20 protein-coding genes are annotated in these 19,748 nt (G+C 72.7%); 9 read left to right on the forward strand and 11 right to left on the reverse strand.

Going from position 1 to position 19,748, the window contains the following annotated elements; all coding sequences use genetic code 11:
* The first annotated feature begins 85 nt into the window (after window positions 1-85).
* Window positions 86-1,606: a hypothetical protein gene (locus IF89_RS0118115; protein WP_051807214.1), complete on the forward strand. Its 1,521-nt coding sequence runs from the start codon at window positions 86-88 to the stop codon at window positions 1,604-1,606.
* On the opposite strand, the gene IF89_RS0118120 is transcribed toward IF89_RS0118115, so the two are convergent.
* Entirely contained in the window at window positions 1,561-2,331 is a 771-nt protein-coding gene (locus IF89_RS0118120) for an ABC transporter ATP-binding protein (protein ID WP_078628379.1), read from the reverse strand. The genes IF89_RS0118115 and IF89_RS0118120 overlap by 46 nt on opposite strands.
* Window positions 2,328-3,413, reverse strand: a complete 1,086-nt coding sequence (locus IF89_RS0118125; protein ID WP_030768619.1) for an ABC transporter permease — start codon at window positions 3,411-3,413, stop codon at window positions 2,328-2,330. Before IF89_RS0118125 ends, IF89_RS0118120 begins: the two co-directional genes overlap by 4 nt.
* Window positions 3,414-3,546: 133 nt before the next feature.
* Between IF89_RS0118125 and IF89_RS0118130 the strand changes: the two genes are divergently transcribed.
* The 3 genes from IF89_RS0118130 to IF89_RS0118140 all read left to right on the forward strand — a co-directional run bounded on the left by IF89_RS0118130 (window position 3,547) and on the right by IF89_RS0118140 (window position 7,311).
* Window positions 3,547-4,863, forward strand: coding sequence for a sensor histidine kinase (locus IF89_RS0118130; protein ID WP_051807216.1), 1,317 nt, complete (start codon window positions 3,547-3,549; stop codon window positions 4,861-4,863).
* A complete protein-coding gene (locus IF89_RS0118135; protein WP_030768624.1) occupies window positions 4,860-5,489 on the forward strand; it encodes a response regulator in 630 nt (209 codons plus the stop codon). Before IF89_RS0118130 ends, IF89_RS0118135 begins: the two co-directional genes overlap by 4 nt.
* A 100-nt stretch (window positions 5,490-5,589) precedes the next feature.
* The gene (locus IF89_RS0118140; protein WP_030768626.1) at window positions 5,590-7,311 is read left to right on the forward strand and encodes a PP2C family protein-serine/threonine phosphatase; all 1,722 of its coding nucleotides are present in this window, start codon (window positions 5,590-5,592) and stop codon (window positions 7,309-7,311) included.
* Window positions 7,312-7,321: 10 nt separating this feature from the next.
* Here IF89_RS0118140 and IF89_RS47690 read toward each other — a convergent pair whose 3' ends face one another.
* Complete coding sequence (locus IF89_RS47690; RefSeq protein WP_234327800.1) at window positions 7,322-8,143, reverse strand: PLP-dependent aminotransferase family protein; 822 nt, start codon at window positions 8,141-8,143, stop codon at window positions 7,322-7,324.
* The gene (locus tag IF89_RS47695) at window positions 8,032-8,781 is read right to left on the reverse strand and encodes a GntR family transcriptional regulator (protein WP_234327797.1); all 750 of its coding nucleotides are present in this window, start codon (window positions 8,779-8,781) and stop codon (window positions 8,032-8,034) included. The genes IF89_RS47690 and IF89_RS47695 overlap by 112 nt, the downstream gene beginning before the upstream one ends.
* 115 nt (window positions 8,782-8,896) lie before the next feature.
* On the opposite strand from IF89_RS47695, the gene IF89_RS0118150 reads away from it, so the two are divergent.
* The 5 genes from IF89_RS0118150 (at window position 8,897) to IF89_RS0118170 (ending at window position 13,673) form a co-directional block, all read left to right on the forward strand.
* Complete coding sequence (locus tag IF89_RS0118150; protein ID WP_030768628.1) at window positions 8,897-9,079, forward strand: hypothetical protein; 183 nt, start codon at window positions 8,897-8,899, stop codon at window positions 9,077-9,079.
* Window positions 9,046-9,657, forward strand: a complete 612-nt coding sequence (locus IF89_RS0118155; RefSeq protein WP_030768631.1) for a nucleotidyltransferase family protein — start codon at window positions 9,046-9,048, stop codon at window positions 9,655-9,657. Before IF89_RS0118150 ends, IF89_RS0118155 begins: the two co-directional genes overlap by 34 nt.
* A gap of 251 nt (window positions 9,658-9,908) precedes the next feature.
* Window positions 9,909-11,528, forward strand: coding sequence for a malate synthase A (aceB, locus tag IF89_RS0118160; RefSeq protein ID WP_030768634.1), 1,620 nt, complete (start codon window positions 9,909-9,911; stop codon window positions 11,526-11,528).
* A gap of 387 nt (window positions 11,529-11,915) precedes the next feature.
* Entirely contained in the window at window positions 11,916-13,037 is a 1,122-nt protein-coding gene (locus IF89_RS0118165) for a GDSL-type esterase/lipase family protein (protein WP_051807228.1), read from the forward strand.
* Between the two features lie 48 nt (window positions 13,038-13,085).
* The gene (locus tag IF89_RS0118170) at window positions 13,086-13,673 is read left to right on the forward strand and encodes a 3'-5' exoribonuclease domain-containing protein (protein ID WP_030768640.1); all 588 of its coding nucleotides are present in this window, start codon (window positions 13,086-13,088) and stop codon (window positions 13,671-13,673) included.
* Between the two features lie 120 nt (window positions 13,674-13,793).
* On the opposite strand, the gene IF89_RS0118175 is transcribed toward IF89_RS0118170, so the two are convergent.
* From IF89_RS0118175 to IF89_RS0118205, 7 genes are all read right to left on the reverse strand, one after another.
* Window positions 13,794-15,185 (reverse strand): nucleobase:cation symporter-2 family protein, encoded by a 1,392-nt coding sequence (locus tag IF89_RS0118175; RefSeq protein ID WP_078628381.1) that lies wholly within the window; start codon window positions 15,183-15,185, stop codon window positions 13,794-13,796.
* A 301-nt stretch (window positions 15,186-15,486) separates the two neighbouring features.
* On the reverse strand, window positions 15,487-16,887 hold the full coding sequence (locus tag IF89_RS0118180) for an 8-oxoguanine deaminase (protein ID WP_030768645.1): 1,401 nt from the start codon (window positions 16,885-16,887) through the stop codon (window positions 15,487-15,489).
* A 190-nt stretch (window positions 16,888-17,077) separates the two neighbouring features.
* Window positions 17,078-18,001 carry a factor-independent urate hydroxylase gene (gene pucL, locus IF89_RS0118185; RefSeq protein ID WP_030768648.1) on the reverse strand — a complete coding sequence of 308 codons (924 nt, stop codon included), beginning with the start codon at window positions 17,999-18,001 and terminating at the stop codon, window positions 17,078-17,080.
* 1 nt (window position 18,002) lies between these two features.
* Entirely contained in the window at window positions 18,003-18,419 is a 417-nt protein-coding gene (gene uraH, locus IF89_RS0118190) for a hydroxyisourate hydrolase (protein ID WP_030768651.1), read from the reverse strand.
* Window positions 18,420-18,427: 8 nt separating this feature from the next.
* Window positions 18,428-18,934 carry a 2-oxo-4-hydroxy-4-carboxy-5-ureidoimidazoline decarboxylase gene (uraD, locus tag IF89_RS0118195; protein WP_030768654.1) on the reverse strand — a complete coding sequence of 169 codons (507 nt, stop codon included), beginning with the start codon at window positions 18,932-18,934 and terminating at the stop codon, window positions 18,428-18,430.
* A gap of 154 nt (window positions 18,935-19,088) precedes the next feature.
* The gene (locus IF89_RS0118200) at window positions 19,089-19,472 is read right to left on the reverse strand and encodes a helix-turn-helix domain-containing protein (protein ID WP_030768657.1); all 384 of its coding nucleotides are present in this window, start codon (window positions 19,470-19,472) and stop codon (window positions 19,089-19,091) included.
* Window positions 19,469-19,720 (reverse strand): thiamine-binding protein, encoded by a 252-nt coding sequence (locus IF89_RS0118205; protein WP_076044676.1) that lies wholly within the window; start codon window positions 19,718-19,720, stop codon window positions 19,469-19,471. The genes IF89_RS0118200 and IF89_RS0118205 overlap by 4 nt, the downstream gene beginning before the upstream one ends.
* Window positions 19,721-19,748: the final 28 nt, after the last annotated feature.

Here is a 19,748-nt window from a genome sequence, read left to right on the forward strand (position 1 = left end):
CCGCCGCTCTCCGCTGGCGGGGCGGCGCCGGGCCGGGCAGCGTGGATCCCCGTCCGCCTCCCGTCCCGTCCCCGGAGGGCCGCCCATGGCTTCCGACCCCCTGACGGAGCCGGCCGTGCGCACGCGGCCCGCCGTCGCCCGCAGCCGCCGCCGCAGCGATCTGTGGCTGCTCGGGCCGGTCGCCGCCGCGTACGCCGCCGCGCAACTGCTCCTGGCCGTACCGGGCACCGGGCTCGGCTGGGACGAGACCGTGTACGTCAGCCAGGTCTCCGGCCACGCCCCCGCCGCGTTCTTCAGCGCCCCGCGCGCCCGCGGCATCAGCTACCTCGTCGCGCCGGTCGCCGCCTTCACGCCGTCCGTCACGGCCCTGCGGATCCACCTGGCGCTGCTGTCCTCCGGCGCCCTGCTGGTGTCGCTCCGGCTGTGGCGGCCGCTGCTCCCCACCCCCGTGCTCGCCCTCGCCGGAGCCCTGTTCGCCGGCCTGTGGACGGCCCTGACGTACGGGCCGCAGGCCATGCCCAACCTCTGGGTCGCCTTCGGGTCGCTGATGGCCGTCGGCTGCTTCCTGCGGGCCGCCCGCGCGCCCGGTGACCGGCGTGCGCTCGTCGGGCTGTGCGCCGCGACCGCCCTGGCGGCGGTCATGCGCCCCGCCGACGCGCTGTGGTTGGCGCTGCCCCTGGTCTGCGCCGCGGCCGTCGTCCCGCAGTGGCGGCGCCCCGCCCTCCCGGCGACCGTCGCGGCCGGCGCCGTCCTCGGCGGGGCGTCCTGGGCGGTCGAGGCCGAGCTGCACCACGGCGGCCTCCTCACCCGCCTGCACCGCGCCGGCGAGATCCAGGGCGGTCTGGGCTGGCACCCGGCCCTCTGGGACCACCTGCGCGCCCTCGGCGGCCGTACCCTCTGCCGTCCCTGCGACGTGCCCTGGAGCCAGCCGGTGACGGGCCTGTGGTGGTTCGCCCTTCCGGTGCTCGTCGTGGGCGGCCTGGCCGTCGCACACCGCGCCGGTCCCGGTCCGTGGCGCACGCTCCTCCTCGCCACCGCCGCCGCGCTGTCGGTGGCGGCGCCGTACCTGCTGTTCGTCGGCTACGCAGCGCCCCGCTTCCTGCTGCCCGCCTACGCGCTGCTCTCCCTCCCGGTGTCCTACGGCCTGGTCCGGCTGTTCGCCGCGGCCCGCGGCCGCCCGCTCGTCCTGACCGGGCTCTGTCTGGCGCTGGCCGCGCACTTCGCGCTCCAGGCGGCGATCTCCGCCACCCTGGCCGCCCGCAGCCGGGTCACCGCGGCCGCCTTCGCCGCCGTGGCCGCGGAACTGCGCCGACAGGGACTGCGGCCGCCGTGCCTGGTGAGCGGCGAGGAGGCCGTCCGGACCGGCTTCCGCACGGGCTGCGCCTCGCGCCAGGTCCACGGCGGGCACGACGGCAGCATCAGCGCCGCCGGACTCGTTCGCCTCGCCCGCAGCACGCCGGCGGCCGTCCTCGTCGCGGGCGGCGCCCCTCCCCCGCCGTGGGCCGCCCGGTGGCGCCCGCACGACCTGCCTCCGCTCCCGGGTCTGCCCGCCTTCCGCGCCTACCTGGCACCCTCCGCCCGGGCGGCAGCCCCGCCACCTCGCTGAGCACCGCCCGCACCGCCCCGGGTGCCGGGCACCGCACCCGCCGGGGCGCCCGCCCGGCCCCCGGTGAGCCGGCCGTCGGACATCGTCACCGTGCGGTCCACCCGGTCCAGGTGGGCGTGGTCGTGCGTGACGAGCACGGTGGCGGTGGAGCGCTCGCGCGTCAGGGTCACCAGCAGGTCCAGCACGGCCGCGCCGCGCTCGTGGTCCAGGGCGCTGGTCGGCTCGTCGACCAGCAGGACCGCGGGTTCGTTCATCAGGGCGCGGGCGATGTTGACGCGCTGGCGCTGGCCGCCGGAGAGCTGGTGGGGGCGCCGGTCGGCCTGGTCGGCCAGGCCCACCGCGTCCAGCAGCTCCAGCGCCCGCCGGCGCGCCCCTTTCGCGGGCCGGCCCGCCAGGTGCGCCATGACCTGGAGCTGTTCGGCAGCGGTCAGCGAGGCCGGCAGGTTCGGCTGCTGGAAGACGATGCCGATCTTCTCCCGGCGCAGGACCGACTTCTCGGCGGGACGGAGCCGCGTGGTGTCCTCGCCCGCGACGACGACCCGGCCCCGGTCCGGGGTGACGAGGGTGGCGGCGACCGCGAGCAGGGAGGACTTGCCGGATCCGGACGGCCCGATCACCGCCGTCAGGGTCCCGGCGGGCACCTCCAGGCCGACCGCGTCGAGAGCGGTGAGCCGGCCCTCCCCGTCGGGATAGGTGAGCGTGACGTCGTGGACGAGGAGGGTCATCGGGCACTCCCGAGCGCGGTCAGCGGGTCGACGGCGGTGATCCGCCGGATGGACAGTGCCGCGCCCAGCGCACCGAGCGCGATCATGACCGCGGCGGGTACGAGCACGGTGGCGGCGTCGAGGACGAAGGGCACGTCGCCCCCGCCGATCAGCACGCCGAAGCCGGCGGCGAGCGCGGTGCCCAGTCCGGTGCCGGCGGCCAGCATCACCACGGCCTGGCCGAGGGCGTCGCGCAGCAGGTACGGGGTGGAGGCGCCCAGCGCCTTCAGGACGGCGATGTCACCGCTGCGCTGGATGGTCCACACGGTGAAGAAGGCCCCGACGACGAGGGCCGAGATGGCGAAGAGGAAGCCCCGCATCAGCTGGAGCGAGCCGTTCTCGGCCTGGTAGGAGCCGATGGCGCCCAGCGCCTCGTCGACGGTCAGCGCCCTGGTGCCCGCGGCCCGGTCGGCGGCGGCGAGATCCACTCCGCTGCCGGAGACGGCGACGACGGTGGCGAGGGTGTCGATGGAGGTGCCCGGGTTGCCGATGCGCTGCCAGTCGTTGAGGTCCATCCAGACGACCGGGGTGTGGCTGTGGGCGGCGGTGCCGGAGACCGAGGCCACCGTCAGCTCCAGCGGTCCGATCCGGAGCCGGGCGCCGGCGGTGAGCCCGCCGAGTTCCTTCGCCGCCTTCTCGGCGAGGACCACCCGGCCCTGCGTGAGGCCGGCGTCCCGCGGCGCGAGCCCCGCCGCGGGGTCCACGCCGAACACCGAGACCGCGGCGGTGCGCTCGCCCGAGACGGCGTTGGCGGTGCGGATGCCGAGGGGCTGGGCCGTCTTCACGCCGGGCTGCGCCCGCCAGGCGAGCCAGGCGGACTCGGGCACCTGCGAGTTGGTGAAGGGCACCTTCTGGTCCCCGGCGGGTGCGGCGAAGGCCAGGTGCGAGGCCGGCAGGCCGGTGATCGCCGAGATGTTCTCCCGGGCCAGGCCGGCGGTCAGTCCCGACAGCAGGCCGACCAGCAGCGTGATCAGCAGCACGACCGAGCCCATCAGGGCGAAGCGGCCCTTGGCGAACCGTAGATCTCTCCATGCGACGAACATGTCCCCACCCTCGTCCTCGGCGTGGGCACACGGCATCGCGCGCCGGGGGAGATGTTCGTATCGAAGGGTGCATCCCGGCATCGAACTTTCGATTGACCTGCGCCGCCCGGGACCCCTCTACGCTGGTCGGGTCATGACTGCTGCCACTCCCCCTGCCCCGCCCGGCGCCTGCGCGCCCCCGGCCGCACCCGCCGCCGCCCGGCCCCTGACGCCGGTGTCGAAGGTGCTCACGCTGTGCCTGCACGCCCTGCTGCTGGGGCTGCTCGGGCTGGCTGCCGCCCGGGCCGTCGCCGACTCCGCGCCCGGGGCGGGGTGGGTGGTCGCGGTGTGCGCGCTGTTCGCCGCCGTGTACGCGGCCGGCGTGCGGACGCCCGCCGTGCACCGTTCGCCGCGGGCGGGCGCGCTCTGGCTGGCCGGGCTCGGCTCGGTCTGGGCCGGCCTGCTGGCGCTCTCGCCCGACGGGCTGTGGATCGCCTTCCCGCTGTACTTCCTGGAACTGCACCTGCTGCGGCTGCGCTGGGGGGTCGCGGCCGTCGCGGCGACCGCCTGCGCCGCCATCGGCGGTTTCCTCGCGCACAGCAGCGCGCCGACGCCCGGGGCCTTCCTCGGGCCGCTGCTGGGCGCGGCCGTGGCGGTGGCGACCGTCCTGGGCTACCAGGCCCTGTACCGGGAGAGCGAGCGGCGCCGGGAGCTGATCGAGGAGCTGATCACGACGCGCGCCGAGCTGGCCGCGGCCGAGCGCGGCGCCGGGATCCTGGCCGAGCGGGAGCGCCTGGCCCGGGAGATCCACGACACCCTGGCGCAGGGCCTGTCCTCCATCCAGCTGCTGCTGCGGGCGGCGGAGCGGGCGCTGCCGCAGGGGGCTCCGGCCCTGCCGCACATCGCGCGGGCCCGGGAGGCCGCGCAGGACAACCTCGCCGAGGCGCGGCGCTTCGTCCGCGCGCTCACCCCGCCGGACCTGGAGCACGGCTCGCTCGCCGCGGCGCTGGAACGGCTGTGCGCCGGGGTGCCGGGGCCGCGGGTGCGGTTCTCGCTGAGCGGCCGGCCGCGGGTGCTGCCCACCCCGTACGAGGTGGCGCTGCTGCGGATCGCCCAGTCGGCGCTGGCCAACGTGGTGCGGCACGCCCGGGCCGGGCGCGCCGAGATCACGCTGACCTTCATGGACGCGTCGGTGACGCTCGACATCGTCGACGACGGGGACGGCTTCGACCCCTCCGCGGCCGCGCCCGGCGCGGGGGCGGGCTCCGGCGGCGCGGCCCTCGGCGACGGGGGCTTCGGACTGCCGGCGATGCGCTCGCGCGCGGAGAGCCTGGGCGGGCTGTTCACCGTCGAGTCCGACCCGGGCCAGGGCACTGCCGTGGCCGTGACGCTGCCGCTGCCCCTGGAGTCCCTGGCGGACCTGGAGGCCTTGGAAGCCACCCGAACTGCGCGACCCGCGGAGGCATCGTGACCATTCGTCTCCTGCTCGCCGACGACCACCCCGTGGTCCGGGCGGGGCTGCGCGCGGTGCTGGACACCGAGGCGGACTTCGCGGTGGTGGCCGAGGCGGCCACCGCCGAGCGGGCGGTGGAGCTGGCCGTCCCCGAGGCGGTGGACGTGGTGCTGATGGACCTGCAGTTCGGGCCGGGCCTGCACGGCTCCGAGGCGACGGCCCTGATCACAGCCCGGCCCGGTGCGCCGCGGGTGCTGGTCCTGACCACGTACGACACGGACGGGGACATCCTGGCGGCGGTGGAGGCGGGCGCCTCGGGCTATCTGCTGAAGGACGCCCCGCCGGAGGAGCTGGCGGCGGCCGTGCGCACGGCCGCCGCGGGCCGGTCGGCGCTCGCCCCGGCGGTGGCGCTGCGCCTGATGGACCGGATGCGGACTCCGGCGGAGGCCCTGACGAAGCGGGAGCTGGAAGTGCTCCAGTTGGTGGCGGACGGCCTGTCGAACCAGCAGATCTCGAAGCAGCTGTTCCTCAGCCAGGCCACGGTCAAGTCGCACCTGGTCCACGTCTACGCCAAGCTCGGCGTCGAGTCCCGTACGGCGGCGGTGGCGGCGGCCGCCACCCGCCGCCTGATCCGTACGCCGTAGGAGCGCCCCGGTCCTGCGGTGGCCCGGCGGGCGTGGACGGCGGGCGGGGTGGGCAGGCGCCTCCTCGGCAGCCCGCACCGACGCACGGAGGGTGAGGAGCATGAGTCCGCTGATCCCGCAGGACCCCGACACGCTGAAGCAGCACCTCGCCCGCGAGGTCCGGGCCCTGCGGGACGCCGCCCGGCACGGGGCGGGGGTCCGGATCGAGGACCCCGCACCGGCCGGGGCGCCCGGGCCGGACGAGGACGGGAGACGCTGCGCGTGCGGGACCGGGGGGCCGGGGCACGGCTGCTGCGACGAGGGCGAGGGCCACGACCCCTGGGCGTGCGTCTGCGCGACCCTGCCGGCCATCCCGCTGTCGGCCGCGGTGTTCACGCCGGTGCGCGACGAGGACGGCGTGACGGTCGACTTCACGGTGAAGGCGGGCAACCACGTGCGCGCTGCCGAGTGGCTGGAGGCACCCGACCGCCAGATCGGCCGCCGGCTGCTCGACGTCCAGCCCGGTGCGGCGGTCGGCGGCCTCGTCGGCGCGCTGGCGTCCGTACTGGAGACCGGTCGGGCCCTGAAGGCGTACGCCCTCGACTACACCGAGCAGCGCAGCGACGGCCTGCACCGCACGAAGCTCCTGTACGACGCCTCGGCCTGCGGCGGCAAGGTGCTCGCGACGTGGCGGGCGGCCCACAGCCGCGGCGAGCTGCTCTCGCTCGACGCTCAGTACATCGCGTCGATGGGCTGGGGCACCTGGGACCTGCTGTCCGGGGAGGTCGTGTGGTCGGAGGGGCTGTCGGCGATCTTCCGCACCGATCCGGCCCGGCCCCTGGCCCTCGCCGAACTGTGCGACACGGTCCTGCTGGAGGACGTACCGCGCTTCGCGAGGTTCCTGGTGTCGCTGGTCGACGGGGAGGAGCCGTCGGGGACCGAGATCCGCTTCAGGGTGCTCGGGGAAGTGCGCACCCTGCACCTGGTGGGGCATCCCGTCATCGCGACCGACGGGCTGCCCTGGTCGGTGCACGTCATCGCCCGCGACCTGACGGCGCAGGTGCGCAGCCGGCAGCGGCTCGCCGCGACGCGCCGGCAGTCCGACCGGCTGCGGGAGGAGGCGGCGGCGGAGCGGCGGGTCGCCTCCGCCCTGCGGGAGGCGCTGCTGCCGACGGTCTCCGCCGAACTGGCCGAGGCGGGCCTGTCGGTCGCGGCCGCTTACGTGCCGGCGGAGACGGACGCCGCGGTCGGCGGTGACTGGTACAAGTGCCGGCTGCTGCCGGACGGCCGGATCCTGCTGGCCATCGGAGACGCCTGCGGCCACGGTTTGGGCGCGGTGGCCCGGATGGCGCAGCAGCGGCACGCACTCGCGGGTCTGGCGCACGCCCCGGGGACCCATGCGGGGCAGTTGACCACCTGGCTGAACGAGCTGCTGTGCGCCGACCCGTCCGCCGAGACGGCGACCGGCATCATCGGGCACATCGATCCGCAGCGGCGGTTCCGCTGGGCGTGCGCGGGGCACCCGGCGCCGCTGCTGCTGCGGGACGGCACCGCGTCGGTGATGGACACGGAGCACCGCGGGCCGCTCTTCGGGCTGCTGCCCGGGCACGAGTACGGGACGGCGACCGCGGACCTCCGGCCGGGTGATCTGCTGCTGCTCTACACGGACGGCATGGTGGAGCGGCGGGGCGAGGACATCGCCGACAGCGTGGCCACCCTGGGCAAGGTGCTGGCCGGGTGCTCCGGGCTCGGCCCCCAGGACGCCCTCGACCGCATCCTGGACGCGTACGCCGGCGACGAGCACGAGGACGACACCTGTCTGGTGGCCCTGGGAGTCGGCTGACGGGCCCTGCCTACGCCACCCAGTACGGCCGGCGCACCGCCGGGGGCAGGGGGACGCCGTCGTGGAAGGCGGCCGCGAGGCGGCGTACCCCCTCGTCCAGGCGGTCGGCGGGCAGGGTGTAGGGAATGCGCAGGCGGTGTTCGAAGGTGCCGGGGTCCACGCCGAAGCGGGCGCCGCGGCCGATGTGCACGCCGGCGGCGGCGGCCCGTTCGGCCAGGGCGGAGCTGACCGGCTCGCCGAGGTCGACCCAGAGCGAGAGGCCGCCGGGCGGTACCTGCCAGGACCATTCGGGGGTGTACCGCTGGAGGGAGTCCACCAGGGCCGCGCGCCGGCCGCGCAGCTCGGCCAGGCGTCCCGGCAGGGTGCGGTCCATGCCCTCCAGGAGCGGCAGCGCGACGAGCTGGTCCAGGACGGAGCCGGTCATGTCGGCGCCCACCCGTACGGCGGTCAGCTCTGTGATCATCTTCTCGGTGGCCCGGACCCAGCCGACGCGCAGGCCGCCCCAGTGGGTCTTGCTGAGCGAGCCGATGGTCACCACGTGGTCGGCGCCGCCGCGCGGGCCGAGCGAGGCCAGGGGCGCGGGGGCCGGCACGTCCAGGGCCATGTCGGCGACGGTCTCGTCGACGACCAGCCAGGTGCCGGTGCGCCGGGTCGCCGTGAGCAGCCGCAGCCGCTCCTCCTCGGGCATGAGCGCGCCCGTCGGGTTGTGGAAGTCGGGGATCACGTAGGCCAGCCTGGGCACGGTCTGGCGCAGCGTGGACTCGGCGATCTCCATGTCCCAGCCGGTGTCGGAGACGGCGATGGAAGCGGTGCGCAGGCGGGCGTGGCGCAGCGCGTCGAGGGCGTTGGCGTAGGTGGGGTTCTCGGTGACGACGCGGTCCCGGCGCGGCACAGCAGGCTGACGACCAGGGTGAGGGCCTGCTGGGCGCCCGAGGTGACCAGGATCTGCTCGGGACGGGTGGGCAGGCCGCGGCGGGTGAAGCGGTCGGCTACGGCGGAGCGCAGGTCGGGCAGGCCGAAGGGGTGGTAGCCGGGGGTCCGGGCGGCTTCGGGCAGCCGCTGCGCCGCCCGGGCGAGGGCGTCGGCGAGGATGCCGTCGGGGGCGCTCATGGCGGCGATGGCGAGGTCGATGGCCGGAGCGCCGTCGGCGCTGTGTCCGCCGGTGCCGAGGAGGGCGTGGGCTCCGACCGGGCGGTGGCCGTCGGGCAGCTCGGTCCAGGTGCCGGAGCCGCGCCGGCTGCGGACATAGCCGCTCTCGCGCAGCAGGGCGTAGGCGCCGGTGACGGTGGCCCGGCCGGCGCCGACGGCTTCGGCGAGCTCGCGTTCGGCGGGCAGGCGCACGTGCAGGGCGATGCGGCCGTCGAGGATCAGCGTGCGGACGGCGTCGGCGAGGGACCGATAGCCGGGGCGGGCCCGTACCTCGGCCGGGAGCAGGGCGGCCAGCTGGCGGCTGCCGATGGTTCTGTCCACTGTCTGGACCACTCGCCCGTTCACCACGCCAACCTCCCCCGATTGGCTCTGACGGCCAGGCCAATCAGGGACCAGACTCGCCGTATTGGCCCCCTGTTGGCAAGGAGACGCCGCAATGCTGACCGACCGTGACGAACGGGCCCTGCTGGCCGCCACCGAGGACCGGATCTCCCGTCCGCTGCGTACCGGGACCGCGTGGGCCGCAGTGCGGCACTTCCTCGTGTGGCGCCCGCGGGCCCGGGCGCAGGGGCGAGAATCGGTGGCATGTCAGCGCACACGCACTCCGATGCACCCGTGATCGCGGGACTCCTCCTCGCCGCCGGCGGCGGTCGCCGCCTCGGTGGCCGGCCCAAGGCGCTGCTGGCGTACCGGGGGCGGCCCCTGGTGGAGAACGCGGTGCGGGTCCTGCGGGAGGGTGGCTGCGGCCCGGTGCACGTGGTGCTCGGCGCGTCGGCGGCCGAGGTGCGCGAGCGGGCGGAGCTGACCGGCTGCGTGGTCGTGGACAACCCGGACTGGGCGGAGGGCATGGGTTCCTCCCTGCGGGTCGGCCTCGCCTCGCTGGCGGATACGGGCGCCGGCGCGGCCCTGGTCTCACTGGTCGACCAGCCGGGCATCGGTCCGGCGGCGGTGGCCCGGGTCCGGGAGGCCTACCGCTCCCCCGCGAGCCTGGCGGCGGCCGCCTACGGCGGGGAGCGGGGGCATCCGGTGCTGTTCGGGGCGGACCGCTGGGCGGACATCGCGGCGACGGCGACGGGTGACCGGGGCGCGCGGGCCCATCTGGCGCGCCACGCCGGGGAGCTGGTGCTGGTGGAGTGCGCGGACGTGGCGGAGGCCTTCGACATCGACACGCCGCCCGACCTGGCACGACTCGCCTGAGCATCGCGTGACGACAGTGGCACTCAGGGCCACGGGGAAGTGGAATGTGTCGACTCAGAGAATCTCGACATCAACAAACCATTGAACTTCCACCATGAGGAAATTACTATCCACTGGTCAGAAGCGCCCTGAACCCACAGACGGCGCCCGCGACCGTACTTCGGAACTCTCCACACCCGACGGCACTGCGTGCCGTCTCGCGCGAGCATTCCCCGCGGCCGCCAGGCACCGCCGCTGAAGGAGTGACAGTTATGTCCGCACCAGCGCCGTCCCCGCTGGCCATCGTCGACGCCGAGCCCCTGCCGCGGCAGGACGAGGTCCTCACCGAAGCGGCCCTCACCTTCCTGGCCGAGCTCCACCGGCGGTTCGCCCCCCGCCGCGCCGAGCTCCTCGTCCGCCGCGCCGAGCGCCGTGCCGAGATCGCCCGGACCTCCACCCTCGACTTCCTCCCGGACACCGCACAGGTCCGCGAGGGCGACTGGAAGGTGGCGCCGGCCCCGGCCGCGCTGAACGACCGCCGCGTGGAGATCACCGGTCCGACGGACCGCAAGATGACCGTCAACGCCCTGAACTCGGGCGCCAAGGTCTGGCTCGCCGACTTCGAGGACGCCTCGGCCCCTACCTGGGAGAACGTCGTCCTCGGCCAGCTCAACCTGATCGACGCCTACGAGCGCCGCATCGACTTCACCGACCCCCGCACCGGCAAGTCGTACGCCCTGCGGCCCGCCGAGGAGCTCGCGACCGTCGTCATGCGGCCGCGCGGCTGGCACCTGCAGGAGCGCCACCTGCAGTTCGAGGGCGGCCCGGCCTCGGGTTCGCTCGTGGACTTCGGCCTGTACTTCTTCCACAACGCCCAGCGTCTGATCGACCTCGGCAAGGGCCCCTACTTCTACCTGCCGAAGACGGAGTCGCACCTGGAGGCGCGCCTCTGGAACGACATCTTCGTCTTCGCCCAGGACTACGTCGGCATCCCGCAGGGCACCGTCCGGGCGACCGTCCTGATCGAGACGATCACCGCCGCGTACGAGATGGACGAGATCCTCTACGAGCTGCGCGACCACGCGGCGGGGCTGAACGCGGGCCGCTGGGACTACCTCTTCTCCATCGTGAAGAACTTCCGCGACGGCGGTGAGAAGTTCGTGCTGCCGGACCGCAACGCGGTGACGATGACCGCCCCGTTCATGCGCGCCTACACCGAACTGCTCGTGCGCACCTGCCACAAGCGCGGCGCGCACGCCATCGGGGGCATGGCGGCCTTCATCCCGTCGCGCAAGGACGCCGAGGCCAACAAGATCGCCTTTGCGAAGGTCAAGGCCGACAAGGACCGCGAGGCGGGTGACGGCTTCGACGGCTCCTGGGTCGCCCACCCCGACCTGGTCCCGATCGCCATGGCCTCCTTCGACGCCGTCCTCGGCGACAAGCCGAACCAGAAGGACCGGCTGCGCGAGGACGTCTCGGTGGCGCCGGGCGAGCTCATCGCGATCGACTCCCTCGACGCGAAGCCGACGTACGAAGGCCTGCGCAACGCGGTCCAGGTCGGCATCCGCTACATCGAGGCCTGGCTGCGCGGCCTCGGCGCAGTCGGCATCTTCGGCCTGATGGAGGACGCGGCCACCGCCGAGATCTCCCGCTCGCAGATCTGGCAGTGGATCAACGCCGGCGTGGTCTTCGAGAACGGCGAGCGGGCCACCGCCGAGCTGACCCGCGAGCTCGCGGCCGAGGAACTGGCCGCGCTGCGCACCGAGGTCGGCGAGGAGGCCTTCGCCGCCGGCAAGTGGCAGCAGGCCCACGACCTCTTCCTCAAGGTCTCCCTGGACGCCGACTACGCCGACTTCCTCACGCTCCCCGCGTACGACCAGCTCGTCGGCTGACACCCCGGGTCCGACCGTCACGCACAGCGGCCCGACCCGGCCGGCTCCGCCCCCGCTGCCCACGGCACGGGGGCGGAGCCGTGTACACGATCCCGGCTGCACGCAAGGAAACTGACGTCCCACCAGGGCGGCGCGCCCGAACGACCGATCGGTTGTTACTGGTTCGTAACCTGCGTGTACCTAGCGGTAACAAGCGGCCCCGTGTCACCTTTCCGATGCCACCGGCCGGCGGTACCCCCACTTCCCAGCCACAGCCACGGCAACGCGCTCGACCCAGGCGTTGCCGCCTTCGGCGTGGCCGAACGCAGGAGTTCCGCTGTGATCGGATTCCGCAACGCCGGCGAAGCCCGGGACCGCAGTCGTGTGCGACGACTGGCCCGTGCCGCCGTGACCGTGCCACTCGCCGCCGGCGCCCTGCTGGCCGGCGGTCCCGGGACCGCCGTCGGCGCTCCCGGCACGGGGCCCACCGCCGTGGTGTCCATGGGCGACAGCTACATCTCCGGCGAGGGCGGGCGCTGGATGGGCAACAGCCTGACCAACACCGGCAGCCGCAACGGCACCGACCGGGGCTGGGTCAGCGGCAGCACCTACGATCCCGCCAAGGTGTACGGGACCACCGCCGGCGGCTGCCACCGGTCCGACTCGGCCGAGGTGCACAGCGCCGGGGCCCTCGCCGACGTCGCCGTGAACCTCGCCTGTTCGGGGGCGGTCTCGCAGAACGTGTTCCGCGCCTCCAACGGCGGTGTGTCCTACAAGGGCGAGGCCCCGCAGGCCGATCAGCTGGCCGCGGTGGCCGCGCGCAACAACGTGAAGGTCATCGCACTGTCCATCGGCGGCAACGACCTGGGCTTCGCGGACATCATCAAGGACTGCGCCCTCGACTTCGTCATCTGGAACTCGTACTGCTACGACGACCAGCAGTACGGCGTCGACCAGAAGATCGACGCGGTCATGGCCGACGTCGGCAAGTCGGTCGACGAGATCCGGGCGGTGATGCGCACGGCCGGGTACAGCGACTCCTCGTACCGGATCGTGCTCCAGTCCTACCCGTCACCGATCCCGCGCGGCGTCGAGAACCGCCACCCGCAGAGCGACTGGAGCCGGCTCAACACGGGCGGCTGCCCCTTCTGGAACCGGGACTCCGACTGGGCGCGCGACTCCCTCGTTCCGCAGATCGCGCACCGCATCAAGGGCGTCGCCGCGGCCAAGGGCGTGCAGTTCCTGGACCTGCGGGACATGCTCCAGGGCCGGGAGGTGTGCGCGAAGGCGAGCAAGCCGGTGAGTTCCACGGTCCCGGCGTCGGCGAGGACGAGCGAGTGGGCGCGCTGGATCGACAACAACGAGACCCAGGGCCTGGTCCAGGAGTCCATGCACCCCAACCACTACGGCCAGCTGGCCGCCGGCCGGTGCCTCGCCCTGGCCGTGGCGCAGCCCGCGGGCTCCGCCACCAGCTGCAAGAACACGGCGGGCGGGGACCACACGGGGATGTTCCTGACGCCTGCTCCCTAGCTGAAAACCGGATGATCGACAGCGGACAGGACTGGCATGCTCGCACGCATGGCAGTCCGCACCGCACGACCCAGTCTCTACATCTCCGTCGACATCGAGGCCGACGGACCCATTCCAGGACCGTATTCGATGATCAGCTTCGGGGCGGCGGTCGCCGGCCGGCAGGACGGCGATGCGTACACGGCCGCGGATCCGGAGCGGCGGACCTTCTACCGGGAACTGCGGCCGATCAGCGACACGTGGGTGCCCGAGGCGCTCGCCGTCAGCGGGCTCGACCGCGACCGGCTGGTCCGGGAGGGCGCCCATCCGGCGGCCGCGATGGCCGAGTTCCGCTCCTGGGTGCGGAAGGTGTCGGGGGACGCCCAGCCGGTGATGTGCGGCTACCCGGCGTCCTTCGACTGGACCTTCCTCTACTGGTACCTGATCCGGTTCGGCGGGGACAGTCCCTTCGGCCACTCCGGCTGCCTCGACATGAAGACCTTGTACGCGACGAAGGCACGGGTGCCGCTGCGGGCCGCGGTCAAGGGGCGGATGCCCCGTGAACTGCTGTCCGGGCGGCGCCACACGCACCACGCACTCGACGACGCGATCGAGCAGGCCGAGCTGATGAGCAACCTGATGCTCTGGCAGCCCTGATCCGACGCGGCGTCAGCAGACGTACGGGCGCACGGCGGTTCGCCCGTACCGGACACGGCGGTGCGCTCGCCACACCCGCAGTGGGTGGCGAGCGCACCGCCGTGCTTCCCCCCGGCCCACTCAGTGGACGGGCACCGGTTCGGGTGCGGCCCCCGAGGCCGCGCCCTTCCTGGCGCCGAGGTGGTTGAAGGCCAGGTTCAGCACGATGGCCACCACGCAGCCGGTGCTGATGCCGGAGTCGAGGACGACCAGCAGGTCCTTCGGGAAGGCGTGGTAGAAGCCCGGCGCGGCGATCGGGATCAGGCCGATGCCGACGGAGGCGGCGACGATCAGGGCGTTCTCGCCCTTCTCCATGGCCGCGCCGGCGAGGGTCTGGATACCGCTGGCGGCCACCGACCCGAACAGCACGATGCCGGCGCCACCCAGGACGGGCAGCGGGACCACTCCGATGACGGAGGCCGCCATCGGGCACAGGCCCAGCAGGACCAGGATGCCGCCGCCCGCGGCGACGACGAAGCGGCTGCGCACCTTGGTCATGGCGACCAGGCCGATGTTCTGGGCGAAGGCGCTGCACATGAAGCCGTTGAAGAGCGGGCTGATCGCGCTGCCGAGGGTGTCGGCGCGCAGCCCGGCCGCGATGGCCTTCTCGTCCGCGGGGCGGCCCACGATCCTGCCCAGGGCCAGGATGTCGGCGGTGGACTCGGTCATGCAGACGAGCATGACGATGCACATCGAGACGATGGCGGCGACCTGGAACTGCGGGGCACCGAAGTGGAAGGGGGTCGGGAAGCCGACGACCGAGGCGTTGCGCACGGCGTCGAAGCTGGTCATTCCCAGCGGAAGGGCGATCAGCGTGCCCGCGACCAGGCCGAGCAGGATGGAGATCTGCTGCAGGAAGCCGCGCAGGAACTTGCGCAGGAGCAGGACGATGACGAGGGTGACGGCCCCCATGCCGATGTTCTGCATCGAGCCGTAGTCGGTCGCCGTGCTGTTGCCGCCCTGCGACCAGTTGAAGGCGACGGGCAGGAGCGAGACGCCGATCAGGGTGATGACCGTGCCCGTGACGACGGGCGGGAAGAAGCGGACGAGCTTGCCGAAGTAGGGGGCGGCGACGAAGCCGATGGCTCCCGCCACGATGATCGCGCCGAAGATGACGGGGAGGGCGTCCGCTCCCTCCCCCTTGCCTATCGCGATCATCGGGGTGACACCGGCGAAGGAGACGCCGTTGACGAAGGGGAGTCTGGCGCCGACCTTCCAGAAGCCGAGGGTCTGCAGGAGGGTGGCGAGGCCGGCGGTGAAGAGCGAGGCGCCCATCAGGAAGGCGGTCTCGGTAGCGGAGAGTCCGACCGCGGGGCCGACGATCATGGGCGGGGCCACGACACCCGCGTACATGGCGGCCACGTGCTGAAGGCCGCTGGTGAACATCTTCAGAGGAGGCAGGGTCTCGTCGACCGGGTGCTTCCCCTCCGGTACTGCGACTGCGTCTTTGCGAAACCTGGGCGGCTGGGCCACGGCTTCCTCCGGTCGGGTAACACGTCGGCGGGGACGTGGGTGTCATGGAGGTGGTGCGAAAGCGGTGCGAGTCGAGCGCTTGTGGAGTTGTGGTGGAGCAACTTCTGGTCCCAAGGGGTGCAGAAACGATTCGCCCGATCGCCGCTTCCGCGGTGCGCCGTGGCGCTGGTGGTACGAGTCACCGCTCCCGGGGGCGCCTTCGGATCGCCTCGGGCGCCACCCGGGAACGGCTGCCCGCGGACCCCGCTCGGGTCCGCGGCGACCGGCCGGGGGCCGTCCCCCCCGGCCGGACTCCGGGGGATCAGGCCTGCGCGATCCGCGCGAGGCGCTGCGCCTCTGCCCGCGTGGAGACCGCGATGGCGTCCTCGTCGGCGGTCAGCAGGCGGTTGTTCTCGACGATCTGCTTGCCGTTGACGAACGAGGCCGTCACCGGGGCCGCGGCACCGAACACCAGGGCGGTGACCGGGTCGGCGATCGAGGAGTGCAGGAAGGTGCTGAGGTTCCACAGGACCAGGTCGGCGCACTTGCCGACCTCCAGCGAACCGATGTTGTCGGCGCGGCCGAGTACCTGCGCGCCGCCGTAGGTCCCCAGGCGCAGGGCCTGGCGGGCGTTCAGCGCGGCCTCGCGGTGGACCGGGTTCAGTCGGTTGATCAGCAGCGCGTTGCGCAGTTCGGTGTGCAGCTCGCCGGACTCGTTGGAGGCGGTGCCGTCCACGCCGAGGCCGACCGGGACGCCGGCGGCCAGCATGTCCGGGACGCGGGCGATGCCGGCGGCCAGCCGGGCGTTGGAGGACGGGCAGTGCGCGACACCGGTCTTCGTACGGGCGAACGCGGCGATGTCGGAATCGTTCATGTGGACGCTGTGCGCCATCCACACGTCCTCGCCGAGCCAGCCGGTCGACTCGAAGTAGTCGGTGGGGCCCATGCCGAAGAGCTCGTGGCAGAACTTCTCCTCCTCGACGGTCTCGCTGCCGTGCGTGTGCATGCGCACGCCGAGGCGGCGGGCCAGCTCGGCGCCCTGCTTGAGCAGCTCGGTGGAGACGGAGAAGGGGGAGCAGGGGGCGACGGCGACCTGGGTCATCGAGTCGAAGGAGGCGTCGTGGAACTTCTTGACGGTCGCCTCGGTGTCGGCCAGCGCACCTTCGAGGGTCTCGACGGCGTGGTCCGGGGGCAGGCCGCCGTCCTTCTCGCTGCGGTCCATGGAGCCGCGGGCGAGGGTGAAGCGGACGCCCATCTCGGACGCGGCCCGGATGATCGAGCCGGACAGGTCGCCGGAGCCCTTGGGGAAGACGTAGTGGTGGTCCATCGCGGTGGTCACACCGCCCTTGGCCATCGCGGCGAGGGAGCCCTGCGCGGCCGAGTACGTCATCTGCTCGTCGATGCGCGCCCACGTCGGGTAGAGCGCGACCAGCCAGTTGAAGAGGTTGTGGTCGGTGGCCAGGCCGCGCGTGATCCACTGGTAGAAGTGGTGGTGCGTGTTGACCAGGCCGGGGGTCACGAGGTGCCCGGTGGCGTCGATCCGGCGGACGACGTTGTTGAGGTTCTCGGGGGCCTTGCCCGCACCGATGAACTCGATCCTGTTGCCCGCGACGACGATGTGGCCCGAGGCGTACTCGGTGTCGTGGGCGTCTACGGTCGCGATCGCACAGTTCTCGATGACGGTGCGCGGGGCGGCGCTGTCATGGGCTGCCGGTGCTGCCATGGGACTTCCTCGTGCTTTCAGTGGCGGTGCGGGCACGGCAGGACCCAGGGGATTTGAGTGCCGGAGCCGGGGCCTTGGCAGCTGACAGTACTGCCGCCCCGTGGGGTGCGTCCGGGTGCCGATTCAGGAAGCGGGGTCGTGTCGCGCGGTCCCGGGGCCACTGCGGAGCCCCGGGACGCGCGCGCCGCGGCTAGAGGTTGGTCATGTCCACCGGGATGCGCGCGTCGGCGCCGTCCCGCAGGATCGTGGCCTCGATCAGACCGTAGGGACGGTCCGCGGCGAAGTACACCTCGTTGTCGTTCTTGAGGCCGAAGGGCTCCAGGTCGACGAGGAAGTGGTGCTTGTTCGGGAGCGAGAAGCGGACCTCGTCGATCTCCGAACGGTGGTTGATGATGCGCGAACCCATCTGGTAGAGGGTCTGCTGCAGCGACAGGGAGTAGGTCTCGGCGAAGGCCTGCAGCATGTGCTTGCGGGTCTCGGCGTAGGACTTCTCCCAGTTGGGCATCCGCTGCTCGTCGTCCGACCAGTTGAAGCGCCAGCGGCCCGACACCTGCGTGGCCAGGATGCGGTCGTACGCCTCCTGCAGGGTCGTGTACTTGTCCTTCACGTAGCCCCAGAACTCGGAGTTCGTGGAGTTCATGACGACCAGGTCCTTGAGGCCGGAGACGACCTCCCAGTTCTGGCCGTCGTAGGTGATCTGGGTGACGCGGGTCTCCTGGCCCTGGCGGACGAAGGAGTGCTTCACCTCGTCGGCGCCGATGAACTTCGAGTTGGCGTCGGACGTGGCGATCCGGTCCCAGGCGTACTCCTCGATCCGGATGCGCGCACGCTGGATCGGCTCCTGGCTGTTCACGAACCAGCGCGCCAGGTGGATGCCGAACTGCTCGGCGGACTCGATGCCGTACTCCTTGGCGAAGGCGTACACCGTGTTCTTGGTGGTGTCCGTCGGCAGGACGTTGGCGTTCGAGCCGGAGTAGTGGACGTCGTCCATGTCGCCGGAGAGGGCGACCGAGACGTTGAGGTCCTTGATGTGGTGGGTGTCGCCGTCCCGCGTGATCTTGACGACGCGGTTCTCTGCCTTGCCGTACTGGTTCTGGCCCAGAATCGTGGCCATGCTAGCTCCCTCGGTAAACGGAGTAGCCGAACGGGTTGAGCAGCAGCGGTACGTGGTAGTGCTCGCCCGGGTTCACCGCGAACGTGATGGCGACCTCGGGGAAGAACGTAGCGCTGTCCCTTACGCGGGGGGCGTCCTGCTGCGCCTCGGCTTGCTTCTCTGCGCTGTGCTTGTTCGAAAAGTACGTCTCGGTCTCGAAGTCGAGGCGTACGTGGGTGGTGCCCTCCGGCAGCGCCGGCAGGTCCTTGCAGCGCCCGTCCGCATCGGTGGCGGATCCGCCCAGGGCGGCCCACTCCCCGTCGAGTCCCGTACGGGCCGACAGGGAGATGGCGACGCCCTCGGCGGGCCTGCCGATGCTGGTGTCCAGGATGTGGGTGGACACTGAACTACTCGGCGATGCCGCGGTCTCGGTGCTCATGGTCGGTCTCACTCTCCTTCTACGAGGCGGGTCAGGCGGATCCGGTTGATCTTGACGAGCTCGCCGCGGGCGATTTCCCGCTCCTGCTCCGGCGAGTTGCCGATCCGTACCTTGACCGAGTCCCGCATGAACTCACCGGTCGCACCGGTGGCGCAGATGAGGAAGACGTGGCCGAACTTCTCCTGGTAGGCCAGGTTCAGTTCGAGCAGCTCGTTCCTGAGCTCCTCCGAGGCACCGGCCATACCGCGCTGCTCGCGGGCGGAGGTCGGGTCTCCCGGCTTCGGCCGGCCGATCGGCGCGTGGCCTGCCATCGCTTCGGCCAGGTCCTCCGCGGTGAGCTCCGCCATGGCGGCCTCGTTCGCGGCGAACAGGGAGTCGGCGGTGGCGAAGGGGCGCTGGGCGAGCATCTTGCTCCCCCACGCCGAGCTGGCGCACACCTCGTGCAGCTCGGCCGCGGCCGCCCTGTCGTCCAAGGTGTTGATCCGGGTGAGACCCGGGGTCGGACTCGAAGTCACGGTAGGCCTCCGTGGCCTGTTGTTGCTTTGACGGGCTGCGCATAGCTAACGCCCTCCACAACACCGCGTCAACACTTTGTTGAAACTTCCCGTACACAAAAGCCGCCGCCCGGGTGATTCGGGCGGCGGCCGGTCACTGTGGGTCAGAATCCGCTCACGCTTGGCTGCCTTTGCTGGGGTTTTCCCTGTTCAAGTAGTTGTAGACCGTGAAGCGGCTCACGCCCAGCGCGCCCGCGACCGTCTCCACACCGTGCCGCACGGAGAAGGCGCCCCGCGCCTCCAGTATCCGCACCACGTCCTGCTTGGACTTCCGGTCGAGCTGGGACAGCGGTACGCCGTGCCGGCGCTCCAGCGCGGCCAGGATGTGGTCCAGCGACTCCGAGAGCTGGGGCAGGCGCACCGCGAGCAGGTCCTGGCCCTCCCAGGTGAGCACGACGTCGTCGGGCGAGGCCTGGGCCGGGTCCATCAGCTCGCCGCCCATGGCGTCCACGAGCGGCTTGACCGCCGTGACGAACGGGTGGTCGCGGGGCTCGGTCATGGCGTCTCCTCGCCGATCACGTTGACCTGGAGGGTGACGCGCGTGGCCCCGGCCTCCAGGGAGTCGCGCAGCAGGGCGCCCACGGCGGACAGCACCCGGTCGGCCTCGCCTTCCGCGGTGTTGCCGAACGGACCGACGTCCACCGCCTCCAGCTGGGCCTTCTGGATGACCTCGCGGGCCGCCACGGCATGGTCGGGGGCCTCTTCGAGGTCGAAGGGCTCGGTCGTGAACTCCACTCTCAATCGCACGCCGTCAAGCTACCGCGCGGTCTCGTTC

It is taken from the genome of Streptomyces sp. NRRL F-2664, assembly GCF_000719345.1.
Classification (GTDB): domain Bacteria; phylum Actinomycetota; class Actinomycetes; order Streptomycetales; family Streptomycetaceae; genus Streptomyces.

Coding starts and splice junctions, on each gene's coding strand:
- IF89_RS0118115 (WP_051807214.1), top strand. CDS start 86: ATGGCTTCCGACCCCCTGACGGAGCCGGCCGTGCGCACGCGGCCCGCC.
- IF89_RS0118120 (WP_078628379.1), bottom strand. CDS start 2,331: ATGACCCTCCTCGTCCACGACGTCACGCTCACCTATCCCGACGGGGAG.
- IF89_RS0118125 (WP_030768619.1), bottom strand. CDS start 3,413: ATGTTCGTCGCATGGAGAGATCTACGGTTCGCCAAGGGCCGCTTCGCC.
- IF89_RS0118130 (WP_051807216.1), top strand. CDS start 3,547: ATGACTGCTGCCACTCCCCCTGCCCCGCCCGGCGCCTGCGCGCCCCCG.
- IF89_RS0118140 (WP_030768626.1), top strand. CDS start 5,590: ATGAGTCCGCTGATCCCGCAGGACCCCGACACGCTGAAGCAGCACCTC.
- IF89_RS0118150 (WP_030768628.1), top strand. CDS start 8,897: ATGCTGACCGACCGTGACGAACGGGCCCTGCTGGCCGCCACCGAGGAC.
- IF89_RS0118155 (WP_030768631.1), top strand. CDS start 9,046: ATGTCAGCGCACACGCACTCCGATGCACCCGTGATCGCGGGACTCCTC.
- aceB (WP_030768634.1), top strand. CDS start 9,909: ATGTCCGCACCAGCGCCGTCCCCGCTGGCCATCGTCGACGCCGAGCCC.
- IF89_RS0118170 (WP_030768640.1), top strand. CDS start 13,086: ATGGCAGTCCGCACCGCACGACCCAGTCTCTACATCTCCGTCGACATC.
- IF89_RS0118180 (WP_030768645.1), bottom strand. CDS start 16,887: ATGGCAGCACCGGCAGCCCATGACAGCGCCGCCCCGCGCACCGTCATC.
- pucL (WP_030768648.1), bottom strand. CDS start 18,001: ATGGCCACGATTCTGGGCCAGAACCAGTACGGCAAGGCAGAGAACCGC.
- uraH (WP_030768651.1), bottom strand. CDS start 18,419: ATGAGCACCGAGACCGCGGCATCGCCGAGTAGTTCAGTGTCCACCCAC.
- IF89_RS0118200 (WP_030768657.1), bottom strand. CDS start 19,472: ATGACCGAGCCCCGCGACCACCCGTTCGTCACGGCGGTCAAGCCGCTC.